At 43.1% G+C, this 13,491-nt stretch carries 11 protein-coding genes and 1 tRNA gene; 8 read left to right on the top strand and 4 right to left on the bottom strand.

The genetic code is table 11. The annotated features are described in order from the left end of the window. On the top strand, nucleotides 1-192 hold a 192-nt coding region (locus tag PX482_RS02700), incomplete at its 5' end, for an urease accessory protein UreD (protein WP_502888551.1). A gap of 21 nt (nucleotides 193-213) precedes the next feature. On the opposite strand, the gene ispE is transcribed toward PX482_RS02700, so the two are convergent. Both ispE and rsmA read right to left on the bottom strand, forming a co-directional pair. Further along, nucleotides 214-1,155 carry a 4-(cytidine 5'-diphospho)-2-C-methyl-D-erythritol kinase gene (gene ispE, locus PX482_RS02695; RefSeq protein ID WP_288122041.1) on the bottom strand — a complete coding sequence of 314 codons (942 nt, stop codon included), beginning with the start codon at nucleotides 1,153-1,155 and terminating at the stop codon, nucleotides 214-216. 17 nt (nucleotides 1,156-1,172) lie between these two features. Beyond that, a complete protein-coding gene (gene rsmA, locus PX482_RS02690) occupies nucleotides 1,173-1,979 on the bottom strand; it encodes a 16S rRNA (adenine(1518)-N(6)/adenine(1519)-N(6))-dimethyltransferase RsmA (protein WP_002759099.1) in 807 nt (268 codons plus the stop codon). 122 nt (nucleotides 1,980-2,101) lie between these two features. On the opposite strand from rsmA, the gene crcB (PX482_RS02685) reads away from it, so the two are divergent. Together crcB (PX482_RS02685) and crcB (PX482_RS02680) are read left to right on the top strand one after the other, a co-directional pair. After that, nucleotides 2,102-2,491: a fluoride efflux transporter CrcB gene (gene crcB, locus PX482_RS02685; protein WP_002759101.1), complete on the top strand. Its 390-nt coding sequence runs from the start codon at nucleotides 2,102-2,104 to the stop codon at nucleotides 2,489-2,491. Between the two features lie 145 nt (nucleotides 2,492-2,636). Further along, complete coding sequence (gene crcB, locus PX482_RS02680; protein ID WP_002759103.1) at nucleotides 2,637-3,041, top strand: fluoride efflux transporter CrcB; 405 nt, start codon at nucleotides 2,637-2,639, stop codon at nucleotides 3,039-3,041. A gap of 176 nt (nucleotides 3,042-3,217) precedes the next feature. Here crcB (PX482_RS02680) and hpnA read toward each other — a convergent pair whose 3' ends face one another. Further along, nucleotides 3,218-4,204: a hopanoid-associated sugar epimerase gene (hpnA, locus tag PX482_RS02675; RefSeq protein WP_002759104.1), complete on the bottom strand. Its 987-nt coding sequence runs from the start codon at nucleotides 4,202-4,204 to the stop codon at nucleotides 3,218-3,220. A gap of 169 nt (nucleotides 4,205-4,373) precedes the next feature. Here hpnA and PX482_RS02670 point away from each other — a divergent pair, with 169 nt between their 5' ends. Further along, nucleotides 4,374-6,908 (top strand): glycogen/starch/alpha-glucan phosphorylase, encoded by a 2,535-nt coding sequence (locus tag PX482_RS02670; RefSeq protein ID WP_288122039.1) that lies wholly within the window; start codon nucleotides 4,374-4,376, stop codon nucleotides 6,906-6,908. Between the two features lie 85 nt (nucleotides 6,909-6,993). On the opposite strand, the gene PX482_RS02665 is transcribed toward PX482_RS02670, so the two are convergent. Continuing rightward, nucleotides 6,994-7,067: transfer RNA gene (locus PX482_RS02665), tRNA-Asp, on the bottom strand. Nucleotides 7,068-7,548: 481 nt separating this feature from the next. Here PX482_RS02665 and PX482_RS02660 point away from each other — a divergent pair. The 4 genes from PX482_RS02660 (at nucleotide 7,549) to PX482_RS02645 (ending at nucleotide 13,312) form a co-directional block, all read left to right on the top strand. Next, on the top strand, nucleotides 7,549-7,878 hold the full coding sequence (locus tag PX482_RS02660) for a COP23 domain-containing protein (protein ID WP_002759107.1): 330 nt from the start codon (nucleotides 7,549-7,551) through the stop codon (nucleotides 7,876-7,878). A gap of 24 nt (nucleotides 7,879-7,902) precedes the next feature. Beyond that, nucleotides 7,903-8,070: a hypothetical protein gene (locus PX482_RS02655; RefSeq protein WP_002759109.1), complete on the top strand. Its 168-nt coding sequence runs from the start codon at nucleotides 7,903-7,905 to the stop codon at nucleotides 8,068-8,070. A 157-nt stretch (nucleotides 8,071-8,227) separates the two neighbouring features. Further along, nucleotides 8,228-12,847, top strand: coding sequence for a tetratricopeptide repeat protein (locus PX482_RS02650; RefSeq protein WP_288093548.1), 4,620 nt, complete (start codon nucleotides 8,228-8,230; stop codon nucleotides 12,845-12,847). A 141-nt stretch (nucleotides 12,848-12,988) separates the two neighbouring features. Further along, entirely contained in the window at nucleotides 12,989-13,312 is a 324-nt protein-coding gene (locus PX482_RS02645; protein ID WP_002759112.1) for a hypothetical protein, read from the top strand. Nucleotides 13,313-13,491 lie beyond the last annotated feature (179 nt).

The following is a 13,491-nucleotide window of genomic DNA, read 5'->3' as shown; positions in this document are numbered from 1 at the left end:
GAGAAAGTGAGAGATTTTTCCCTAGAAGGAGAGATGGGAGTTACTAGCACTTTAGGAGATGGTCTTTTATGTCGTTATCGGGGTAATTCTAGCGGTGAAGTGCGACAATGGTTTCAGCAGGTTTGGCAAATTTTAAGGCGAGAAATGAGCGATCGAGAGGCAATTATTCCGCGAGTTTGGTTATCTTGGTAAAGGCGGTCAATTTTAATTTTCTCAAGTCACTTGAATGCCTGTATCGGTGATTGGGGCTATCCAAAATTGTAGATCGGGAGCGACGAGAATTTCCCGGGCCTCTTTAACAATAGTTTCCGCCACTTCCTGAGATGAACAGAGAGTAAAAACCGTTGGGCCAGAGCCTGACATCATCGTTCCCAAGCCGCCTAAATCGCCCATAACCTGTCTTAACTCGGCTACGAGGGGAAATTCGGGTAAAACCACCTTTTCGAGGTCATTGTGGATAAATTTGCCGATAGCGGCCGGTTGTTTATGGGCGATCGCTTGTACCAAAGCCCCGGAACTCACCTGCTGACGGCGGTGATGAAAGTCCTCTGGAGAAGACAGATAGGTATCCTGAAATTTTTGTCGATAGCTTTGGTAGGCCCAGGGTGTAGAAACGGATAAATGATCGTATTTAGCTAAAATCACCCATAATCCGGTTAGAGGAGCGATCGGATCGAGAATTTCTCCCCTTCCCGTACAGATAACCGTTCCTCCTGTCACACAAAAGGAAGTATCGGATCCCAATCTTGCCGCTAAAGTTTCTAATTCCGGATGGGTTAAGCCTAATTCCCAGATTAAATCGATGCCGACTAACACCGCCGCCGCGTTGGTGGACCCCCCCGCTAAACCGGCAGCCACGGGAATATGTTTCTCGATGGTGATATCGATGCCGCCGTAATTGGCAAAGAGGCGGGGGAATTCCTTCGCCATCAAAGTGGCGGCGCGATGGGCGAGATTACTGCTATCTTGGGGGACGAGGGGATGAGAGCAAAAGAGGCGGAATTCCTGCAATCCGTTCGGCCGGAGAGTGATGCGATCGCATAATGCCACCGTCTGCATCACCATGACTAACTCGTGGAAACCATCAGGGCGATCGCCAACGATTTCTAGATATAAATTAATTTTAGCGGGGGCTAGAAGGGTATAACTGTGCATTTGTCAAGAAAAAAAATCTAAAATTTTGGCAATTGACCTAATTTTTCCGCCAAGTCAATCCATTGCGATAAACTGAGATCTTCGGCGCGAGCGAGGGGATTAATCTCTAATTGTGTCAGGATTTGGCTTAATCGATCGCTATCTAGACAATTTTTTAGATTATTGCGTAACATTTTGCGCCGGTTGGCAAAACCCCAGCTAATTAAAGTGGACAAAAAGGCCGCATTACCGACATTTTTCGGGAAAACACGGGGTAAAAGCTGAATTACCGCCGAATCCACCCGGGGAGGTGGGGAAAAGGCTCGCCGGGGGACATCACAAATCCATCGACAATCGGCAAGGTATTGAATGCGGACGCTGAGAGCGCTGTAAGCTTTGGTGGAGGGGACAGCGACTAATCTTTCGGCGACTTCTTTCTGGACCAAGAGGGTAATACTCTGGTAAGGGGGGGTGAAGGGATGGGCGATCGAACCGAGCAGCTTTTCCAGGATCGGACCGGTGATATTATAGGGAATATTAGCCACTACTTTATTAACTGGCGGCAGTTGCTCGGGTTTAAGGGTAAGAAAGTCGCCTGGGATGAGATGAAAGTTATCTTGTTGGCCAAATTTTTTATTTAAAATTGTCCATAGATATCGATCGATTTCTACAGCGACAACCAATTGAGCGCCATCGAGAAGACGACGGGTTAAAATGCCTGTACCCGGTCCGATTTCTAATACCCGATCCTCTGATTGTAAATCAGCAGCGCTGATGATGCGATCGAGTATCGATTCATCTTTTAACCAATGTTGTCCAAAACGTTTACGCGGTTGAATTTTCATACGTTTATCCTGAATGTCAGCTTGTCCTTGACAATAACACTCCTGAAAATATCGGCCATGCGATCGATAACCGCATCAATTATCATAGAGCCTAGGCAAAGATAGCAAAAAAATTAGAAACAATGTCAGATTTGAACGATGTTTTCGCAATTGTAGCAGGAGCGGTTCCAGGGGCGTTATCTCGTTATCATATTACCGAATGGACAAAAGCGAAATTCGGCTTGCACTTTCCATCTGGAACCTTTATTATTAATTTAACTGGCTGTCTAGCTATCGGCTTTTTTTGGGCTATTTTACCCAGTGTTCCCTTTTATTCCCACCAACTAGATTTAATGGTGAGAACGGGATTTTTAGGAGCTTATACCACCTTTTCTACCTATAGTTTAGATATCCTGATCCTCTGGCGCAATCAGCAAAATTTTCTCAGTCTTTTTTTTGCCGTTGCTAGTATAATTTTCGGATTGATTGCCGTGAGAATCGGGGCAGCTATTGCCCAATTTTTTCTAGGTTAAGTAGGTAGGCGTTAAAAACTATCAGATGCCCCCCTTATCAAGGGGGGATTAAGGGGGGATCGAACCTAAAATCCATTTTAAATTTAATTATAACCAGCTACTTAATTCTCCAATTTATTTACTATTGAAGGGCAGGAGAGACAGCATGAATTTTTTCAGGGGTCGTTATGGTTTATTCGTGGCGATTGGGGCTATTTTTGGGGCTTTAAGTCGTTTTTATATTGCGGAATTAATTGACAGTATCTTTGGTCAAGAATGGGGATTTTGGGCGACATTTTTTGTCAATGTTTCTGGCTGTTTAATTATTGCCTATATCTTTACTATGGTTAAGGAAAATATTCGTATAATTGCCCCAGAATTAGGATTGATGATTGCCACGGGTTTTTGTGGTTCCTATACAACTTTTTCTACCTATAGTTTGGAGGTCAACAAATTTTTAGAGCAGGGAAACTTGACTTTCGGTTTAATTTATTGGCTCGGCAGTGTTTTTGGGGGGATGATTGCGCTTAAAATTGGAGTTATTTTAGCAAGAACAGGTTTTCCTAGATGAATTATTAAATAGATTTTGCGTCTGATCCCCCCTGTCCCTAGGGTTGATTCATAGTAGGGTTGATTCATGAATCAACCCTACTACCTTGATAAGGGGGGTGTCTGACAACTTTTAACACCTAACTACTTAAGCATTTCAGCACAATTGAGACCATCTTTTTCCCTTCCTACTCAGTCTTAATAAGTAATGTCTTCATTGGTTTGAAACCAATTGACGGCATCAGCTAAAGCTTGTCTAATCGGCGATTGCGGTAAGCCCAGTTCTTGCACTGCCTTCGAGGAATCGTAGTACATGGACTGTTTTGACATTTTCACGCCATCAAGGGGTATAGAGGGCGATTTTCCGAAGACAGGAAGAACTTTTTCATCCAGCCAAGCTATTAGTAAAGGAATCCAAAAAGGTAAAACAATTTTCGGAGCATTTATGCTGGTAATTTCGGCTAATTCTGTCAACAAGGTTTTTAAAGAAGTGTTTTGATGACCTAAAATATATCTTTCGCCAGTTCTTCCCTTTTCTAAAGCTAATAAATGTCCCCAGGCCACATCGCGCACATCAATTAGATTTAATCCCGTATTCACATAAGCGGGCATTTTTCGCCGCAAAAAACGGAGAATAATGTCGCCAGTGGGTGTAGGCTTAAGATCAAAGGCTCCTATCGGCGTACTAGGATTAACTATAACGATATCCTGTCCTCTTTGCACTGCTTTCAATGCTTCCTGTTCTGCCCAATACTTTGATTTTTTATAATAACCCACCAATTGATGGGCGGGACTTTGATAAGTTTCATCGACACTTTCACCCTTTTTACCTACTCCAATAGCCGCCACAGAACTGGTATAAACTATTCTGGCAACTCCCGCTAAATGCGCCGATTCTAGCACATTTCTTGTACCTAAAACATTGTTTTGGTAGAGTTGATGTCTATCCTTTTGCCAGAGAGAATAGTGCGCCGCTACATGAAAGAGAACTTCGCATCCGACCATTAATTTAAATAAGTTCTCATCATTTAAATTACCCCGGACAATTTCCACGTCTAAACCCCGCAAATTTCTGAGATTACTCTGGGGACGGACGAGGACGCGCACTTGGTAGCCTTCGACTAAAAGCAATCGCACTAAATTCGCCCCGATAAAACCCGTTCCACCCGTCACAAAAGCACGCATTGCTCAAACTTTCCCCTATTTTCGCTTCCTATCGGTAATTGAAACTTAATCACCTTAACTTCATCATTACTATACCTTAATCTTAGTCAAGATTTAAGCTTTTCTTGATAAAATTTCAGGGCGGGTTATCTTAGACTAAGAGCAGCCAATCTTCAGTAAAAACACTCCTATGGATACATCTCCAGACACGAGTTTTGTTTGTCCGATTATCATCGAAGACGACAGAACAGGATTAGACACAGAAACTATCCGACGGGCTTTAAGGGATAATTTACTCTATATTCAAGGTAAATTACCGGAATTAGCCAGCAAAAACGATCTTTACATGGCCTTAGCTTATACCATCCGTGATCGTTTATTGCAGCGTTGGTTAACCACCCAACAAACCTATCTAAAAAAAGATGTCAGAACCGTTTGTTATCTCTCGGCCGAATTTTTAGTCGGTCCCCATTTGGCTAATAATTTAATTAATCTCGGTATCTACGAACAAGTCGAGAAAGCTGTCAGCGAATCGGGATTAAAACTAGAAGAATTAATTGCCCAGGAAGAAGAACCGGGGTTAGGAAATGGTGGTTTAGGTCGTTTAGCTGCCTGTTATCTCGATTCCCTTTCTACCCTAGAAATTCCAGCTATTGGTTACGGTATTCGCTACGAATTTGGTATCTTTGATCAAGAAATCCACGACGGTTGGCAGGTGGAAATAACCGATAAGTGGTTACAGTATGGAAATCCCTGGGAAATTGCCCGACCGGAATCATCGGTAGAGGTAAAATTTGGCGGTTATACCGAATCCTATACCGACGAAAATGGTAATTATCGCAGTCGTTGGATTCCCGATTATGTAGTCAAAGGAATTCCCTACGATACCCCAATTCTCGGCTATCGAGTTAACACCGCTAATACCATGCGTCTCTGGAAGTCAGAAGCTTGTGAATCTTTTGATTTTGGACGCTTTAATCGCGGCGATTATTATGGTGCGGTGGATAATAAAGTTCACTCGGAAAATATCAGTAAAGTTCTCTATCCTAATGATGAACCAATTCAAGGCAAAGAACTGCGTTTAGAACAGCAATATTTCTTTGTTTCCTGTTCCCTACAGGATCTGATTCGTATTCACTTACATGAAAACCCCAGTCTCGATAATTTTCATCAAAAATGGTCGGTACAATTGAATGATACTCATCCTTCTGTCGGGGTAGCTGAGTTAATGCGCTTGTTAATTGATGTGCATCATTTCGATTGGGATAAAGCTTGGTTTATTACTCAAAATACCTTCGCCTATACCAATCATACTCTTTTGCCAGAAGCTTTAGAAAAATGGCCTTTGAGTATTTTTGGTCGTCTTTTCCCCCGATTAATGGAAATTATCTATGAAATTAACTATCGTTTCTTGGATAAAATTCGCATTATTTATCCCCATGATGACGGCAAAATGTCCCGTTTGTCTATAATCGATGAAAGCGGCGAAAAATACGTCCGTATGGCTCACCTCGCCTGTGTGGGTTCCCAGGCAATTAATGGGGTGGCAGCCCTCCATACAGAATTACTAAAAAGAGATGTTCTGCGCGATTTCTATGAACTCTTTCCCGAAAAGTTTAGCAACAAAACCAATGGAGTTACTCCCCGGCGCTGGATAGTTTCTAGTAATCCCCGCTTGACTTTTGCGATTACCGAAAAAATCGGCGAAAATTGGATTAAGCATCTGGAGGATTTACGCGGTTTAGAAAACTATGTGGATGATGGGGGATTTCGGGACTCTTGGCGACAAATTAAATACGATATTAAGGCAGATTTAGCCAATTATATCGATAAAAAAGTCGGCATTAAAGTTGATCCTAGTACCCTCTTTGATGTGCAGGTAAAACGCATTCACGAATATAAACGGCAACATCTCAACGTTTTACATATCGTTACTCTCTATCATCGCCTCAAAAATAATCCCAATCTCGATATTACCCCCCGTACCTTTATTTTTGGTGGTAAGGCAGCCCCGGGTTATTTTATGGCGAAATTAATCATTAAATTGATTAATTCTGTGGCAGAAGTGATCGATAATGATCCGACGATTGGAGGACGCTTAAAAGTGGTTTTCCTGCCCGATTATAATGTCACCTTCGGTCAACGGGTTTATCCGGCTGCCGACTTGTCCGAACAAATTTCCACGGCCGGGAAAGAAGCTTCGGGAACTGGTAATATGAAATTCTCCATGAATGGGGCCTTAACTATCGGCACTCTCGATGGGGCAAATATCGAAATTCGTGAAGAGGTGGGGGCGGAAAATTTCTTTCTTTTTGGCTTGACAACCGAGGAGGTTTATGCTAAGAAAGCCGCCGGTTATAATCCCCAAGAATACTATTACCATAACGAAGAATTGCGGGCAGTATTAGACCTCATTGGTTCGGGATTTTTTAGCCGGGGTGATGGTAGTTTATTCCGCCCGCTTGTGGATAATCTTATCTACAATGATCCCTATATGTTACTGGCCGATTATCAATCCTATATCGATTGTCAGGAAGGAGTCGGTCGTGCCTATCAAGATCAAGAACATTGGAGTCGTTTAGCAATTCTTAATGTGGCCCGCATGGGGAAATTCTCTAGCGATCGATCGATTCGGGAATACTGCGAGGAAATCTGGCGGGTACAACCGGTAAAGATTGAATTACCCGATTATATTCAAGCTAATGCCAGTTTATCGGTAAATTAGAACCAATCTAGGCAGTGGGAGCGTCTTCATCGATCCTACTGCCCACAGGTTAACTGGCCCTGGGCGACTCTAATCTAGATTTCTACGGGATTGACGGGGCTCGAACCCGCAACTTCCGCCGTGACAGGGCGGTGCTCTAACCAATTGAACTACAATCCCATTTTTGCGACAATTCTGATTATAACTTCATCACCCTGGTTATGTCAAGCACCTCTGGGAAAATTTTTTTTGAGGGAGTGGGGAGAGAGGAGATGGGGAGAGGGGGGAAACAATTGATAACTGGGTTGTTAAAGTTGGATTGGGAGTTAATCGTACTATCGATCAAAAACGGATTTGCTATACTTCAAACGGTCACAATGCGAGTTTTTGCGGCTCTTCTCGACTTTGTATGATAATCAGTGCTGATCATTCCTAGTAGTCTTGCTAGGCAAGGCTTTGAAGACTATAGTTCTGGAAAATTATCCCTATTCCTCTTCCTTCCACACAGAAACGAGAAGATCCGTTAGTTAAAGCCAAAAAATCCCAATCAAGTCAATCAGGAAAAATGTAAAGAATTATCAAAAAAAGTCCTTGAGCTAACACCCGCAGCAAAGACTTTGAGCTAGAATCCAGTTGTGGACAGACTAAGAAGGAGGTTTCTATGAAACTCAAATTGTTCGCTTCACTACTGGCAGCTAGTACGCTGGCTGTTGGGGCTTTGGCCATTGGTAGCCATCCTAGCTCGGCGCAAATGGATACCTACTTCTGTGGCAAATCGAAAGATGGCGTGCCTACTACCTATGCGCGTACTGCAACTGGAAAAAGAGTGGCAGTCATTCGATGGCAACAAAGAACGAGCAAGTTGACTCCTGAAGCTCGTTGTCAGACGGTCTCTGCCAAATTCCAGAAAGCTTACGAAGAAGGGTTACTGAATTACCTAACTTGGGGGATTCAGGACGGGCAGAAGGTGGTCTGCAGTGTTCGTCAATAGGGTGACACTTGCAGGGAAGGTTATATGTTATTCACGTTGCTCGACAAAAAAGACGATCCTACAAAAGTGGCTCAGGATGTCATGAATGGTGCTTATGCTGCTAGTGGCCCCGTGGTTCAATCTGAGGATGGTTCTCCTCAATATTACTACGACATGAATCAGTTCCTGCGCGAAGCACCAACTGAGGAATAAAACTAACGCTAAATAGGGCTAACCACAAGAAGTCTGCAAAGTTGCGTGAAGGGGTCAAGAGACATTCTAAACTGGTTAGAAAGTGAAGAAGGTCAATCTGTCTCCCTCATTAGTTTTTTTAGAAAATGGGGTAAGGCTCCATTAAGGAGACAAAAAGATGGTGGGGCAACAAACTAAGCATCGGTCAAAAGTTTTAGCAATCGGGATAAGTACCTTGTTGATGCTAACGATACCGGGTTTTTACCTGAGTATTCCTGCATCAAGAGTCTTTGCTCAACAGGCTGCCTCTCAGCTAACCTCAGAACAACTCAATCGGTTAGCCCGGTCTATTACTGTTAGAATCCATGCTGGTAACAGTAGGGGGTCGGGGACTTTGCTCTACAGGGAAGGTCAAGTTTATACTGTTTTGACCAACCAGCACGTCATGGAGTCAGAAACTGACTGCCGCATCCAGACACCAGATGGTCAAATTCATCAAGCTAAAGTAATTTCAGGAGTTGATTTTCGGGGCAGTGATTTAGCTCTAGTTCAGTTCCAATCTGGTGGTGACTATACTGTAGCTCCTCTGGGAAATTTATCGGACTTGAAGGAAGGAGATGAGGTGTTTGCCGCTGGATTTCCTTTTGAGACTGATTTGTCTGAGCCAGGAGGATTCGTTTTTAGAGCAGGGCGAGTGTCCCTGTTGCTGGAAAAAGCTTTAAAAGGCGGCTACTGGATTGGCTACACTAATGAAATCGAACAAGGGATGAGTGGGGGTCCCCTCCTCAATGGCGAGGGTAAAGTTATTGGTATTAATGGCATACACGGGCAGCCCCTCAGTTTTGGCGATCCCTTTGTCTATCAGGATAATTCTAGGCCCAATGACGAACTGCGGGAAAGGATGAAGCGTTCCAGCTGGGCAGTTCCCATCGAAATCTTAGCTCAAATAGCACCCCAATTCATTCCTGCCAACCTAACTCAACAGCAGTCTCCAGTCACCAGAGCTACTACCAATTCTAGTTCCCAGTTAGTCAACAAAATTAATGATATTGCCAAAGAAACTTCAGTATTAATCACTTGGCCAACTAGCAATGGTTCAGGGGTTATTATAGCCAAAGATGGTAACACATACTACGTCCTCACGGCTGCCCATGTAGCGAGGGGAAATAGAGACCTGAAAGCAGTTACTCATGATGGTCAACAATATACGTTGAACAAAATAAAAGTTTGGGAGAAGGTTGACTTAGCCTTATTGCAGTTCACCAGTAATCAACCCTATCAAGTCGCTACTTTGGGAAACTATAACTTAGGACTTGAAGATAGCTTGGCTTTTGTCTCTGGCTGGCCAGGCTCGAAACAAGCTACCACGGCAACGGTAAATTCAGCCCGTCAATTTAATACTGGGTTTCTTTTAGGTTGGTTAAGGGGAACTAATGAGGCATTAAATGCTCGTTCTTTTTCCCAAGGTTACGAGTTAGTATATACCAACATCACTGAAGGCGGAATGAGTGGCGGTCCAGTGTTTGATTCAGAGGGTCGCCTGATTGGAATTCATACCATTATAGAGGGGGTCATAGATGACCAAGAAAGCCCTACTCCGCAAAATCGAAAACCTTTACTGGCACTAGGTTATAGCTTGGGTATCCCGATCCGTACCTTTCTAAACAAGATCAAACAGGAAAAAATTTCTCTAAATTTTAAAGAAGAGACTTCTTTACCACAGCGACTAACAGATACAGAAAAAGATGAAATTGTCAGTTTCTCTTTAGAGTTAAAAGAACTGGGAAGCAGTGCTGATGAGATTGATTGGCTGAATTATGGAAATAAACTGTGGCGATTGCGTCGATATCAACAAGCACAGATAGCTCTGGAAAAAGCGATCGAGATTAAGCCATCCTATGAAGCTTGGTTTGTTCACGGCATGGCACTGAAAAGTCAGAAAAAATATCAAGAAGCCAAAAAATCATTTCAGAAAGCTCTTACATACAAACCTGAATATAAAGTCGATAAGGATCTAGCTTTGCGTCAAGTGGGAGACTCAGCCTGGTATTCAGGAGACTACGAAGAAGCAGTTAAAGCTTTTAAAGAGGCGATTGAACTTAAACCTGATGACTTCATCCTTTATAACTGGCTAGCAGTTCCATTGAATGAATTAGGGCGTTATCCAGAAGCACTCAAGTCTGGCAATAAGGCGATTAAAATTAAACCAGACCATGCTGAGAGCTACTTTCGTCGTGGGCAAACCCGTCGGTACATGGGAGACTATCGAGGAGCAATCGCCGATGTCAATGAAGCTTTGCGCCTCCAACCAGATTTGGCGATCGCTTACCAATTCCGAGGCACACTGAAGTCAGAACAGGGAGACAATCAGGGAGCGATCGCCGATATTAATGAAGCGTTGCGCCTTCAGCCCGATAATGCCGGGGCTTATGCTGCTCGGGGAATTGTCTACGCTAGGATGGGAGACCAACAGAGACTTGCTGAGGACTTCAATAAAGCTCTAAGTCTCCAGCCTGACGATGCCTGGATTCATCAAAATCGTGGTTACGCCCGTTTTATCCTAAAAGACTATCAGAAAGCAGTTGAGGACTACACTGAAGCCATCCGCCTTGCTCCTGAATCAGCCTATCAATTCTACACGGAGCGGGGGTTTGTCCGCTATCAGCAGGAAGACTATAAAAAAGCTATTGAAGATTACACTGAGGCTTTGCGCTTCCGTCCTAACTATGTCATGGCTTATGTTCGCAGGGGGGAAGCTTACGCTAAGTTAGGGAATCAGCAGGGATTTACTGAAGATTTCAAGAAAGCTCTCAGCCTCCAGCCTGACAATGCCTGGATTTATACTGAGAGAGGAGATACCTACTTTTTTCTAAAGGACAAACAGAAAGGGATAGGAGATTACGACGAAGCTATACGTCTTGCTCCTGAATTGGCCGATTTTTACTATAACTGGCGCGGCAATCAGTTTTATGGACAGGAAGACTATAAGGCTGCGATTGTAGATTACACCAAAGCCATTGGACTCAAACCCGACGAGGCTTGGTATTATTACAACCGAGGGGATGCTTACAGGCTTCAGGAAGACTATAAAGAAGCCATTGCCGATTACACTGAAGCGATTCGCCTTAAACCTGACTTAGCTGATGCCTTCAATGGACGGGCTATTACTTATGCGCGTCAGAAGAACTATCAAGGAGCGATCGCTGATTACACGGAAGCGATTCGTCTTGACCCTAAATATGACGAAAATTATTACTCCCGCAGTCAAGTTCGTCAAGAGTTAGGAGATTTGCAGGGGGCATTAGCTGATTTAAATGAAGCAGTGCGCCTCGATCCTGATGATGTTGGCAATCTTCGAGAACGTGGAGATATTCGCCGTCAACTCAAAGACTATCAAGAAGCGATCGCTGATTACACGGAAGCAATACGTCTTAAACCTGACTTCGCTGATGCCTACAATGCACGAGGGCTGGCTTACCATCTTCAAGAAAAATATCCAGAAGCTATCAAAGACTATAGTGAAGCTGTTCGTATCTATCCTAAACCCTTTTACTATGGCAACCGAGGAGAAGCTCACAGACTCCAGGGAGACTATCAAGAAGCGATCACTGATTACACCGAAGCCATAGGTCTTAAACCTGACTTCGCTGATGCCTACAATGCACGAGGGTTGGCGAAGGCCGAGATAGGAGATAAACAAGGAGCAATTGAAGATTTGCAAAAAGCCGCACAACTTTTCCGTGAACAAGGGAATGACGATGCCTATCAAGTAGCACAGACAAAAATTCGAGAAATTCAAGGCATAAGCACAGAGGATGAACAGGTAAGTCGAGGCAATCCTCAAAATGTAGACGCTCATCTCGGCCGAGGTATTGCCAGCTATAAAAGAGAAGATTATCAGACGGCGATCGCTGAATATAATGAGGCTATTCGTCTCGCTCCTCAGAATGCTTTTGCTTACAATTTGCGAGGTAATGCTTATTTTGCTCAGGAAAATTATCAGCAAGCTATCAAAGACTATACCCAGGCTATTCGTCTAAATCCTAAGTTTGCTGTAGCCTACTCGAATCGGGGAAATATTTACTACGAATTAGAGGAATATAAGTCTGCTGTTTCTGATTACACCGAAGCGATTCGTATTAAACCTGATGATGCTGATTTCTACTTCAAACGGGGAGATGCTCGTGATCAATCAGAAGACTACTCAGGGGCAATTGCCGACTATACCGAAGCTATCCGTCTCAAACCCGACTATACCACAGCTTATTACTATCGAGGGATTAGCAAGTCTAAACAGAAAGACTATCAGGCGGCTATTTCTGATTACAGCCAAGCGATCAGTCAACTTAACTATTCTGGCATCGGAGTTCGCTTTGTAGATCGTGAGGGAATGCCTGGAATGTTTATTGGAGAAATCTTTAAGAATTCGCCAGCGGATCGGAGTTCGCTCAAAGTCGGAGATCAAGTTGTCGCTCTTAATGGCGAATCTACTCTTAATAAAACAACTGAAGAATTACAGCAACTCATTAATAACCAGGTCTTAAAAAAGGAAATTCTTGAAGTTACCTTAAAAATTAAACGGGAAGGACAAAGGGAATTTGATTTAACATTAATCAAAGCTCCAGTTATCAACCCTAAATCAGCAGAAATTTACATGAGTCGAGGTACTGCTTACCGCAAGTCAAACAATCTTCAAGGTGCGCGGGAAGATTTCCAAACAGCCGCCGATCTTTATCGACAACAAAATAATATAGAAATGTACCAAACAGCATTGGAAAAACTCAAAGAGATTCAGTAGAAGTCAGCATGAATGTAGTTGATTTAATTAATTTAGTTAGTGTATAATTTGTGTAATCCAGAATTAATGAGTTACTTTGGTGCGAGATAAAAATCTGGTTTGTTTAACTTAAAATACCTGTAATCAGTCAACATTAGCAAGATGAAACAACTATCCAAAAGTCACCAAAAATATCAAGGAAGAATCTTGTCAGACTCGATCATTTCACCCCAAGAATTAGCATTACGCAAAACTAGAAGAGATGAACTCGGTAGGCGCTGTCGAGAGATTTTTGAGCAAATACGTCCAGAATTGATCGAGAAATATTATAACTGGTTTATTGCTATTGAAGCCAATAGTGGAGATTATTTAATTGACCCTACCCTCGAAGGTTTAATGCAAAAAATTCGCCATCAATATGCGAATACAGAAGTTAAATTGACTACTTTCCGCCTCAATGAAACAGGAGCCTGTGGCATGATATGATTGTAGGCATATTTGGAGAAAATGGAGAGTTACTCTTTGAACCCACATTCCGCACCCTCAACTGTCACATAAGCTGTCCCCCTCCAGAGACTTGAGTAAAAATACTTATCTGGTGAAGGTTTTCTCGGTGGCCGTTAGGGGGATATTGAGACCCCTAATTATGAAAAAATAGGAATTGT

The organism is Microcystis sp. M53602_WE12 (assembly GCF_030065455.1).
Lineage (GTDB): Bacteria > Cyanobacteriota > Cyanobacteriia > Cyanobacteriales > Microcystaceae > Microcystis > Microcystis aeruginosa.
The sequence above is the reverse complement of the archived record's forward strand: the minus strand, read 5'-3'. Positions and strand labels throughout refer to the sequence as shown.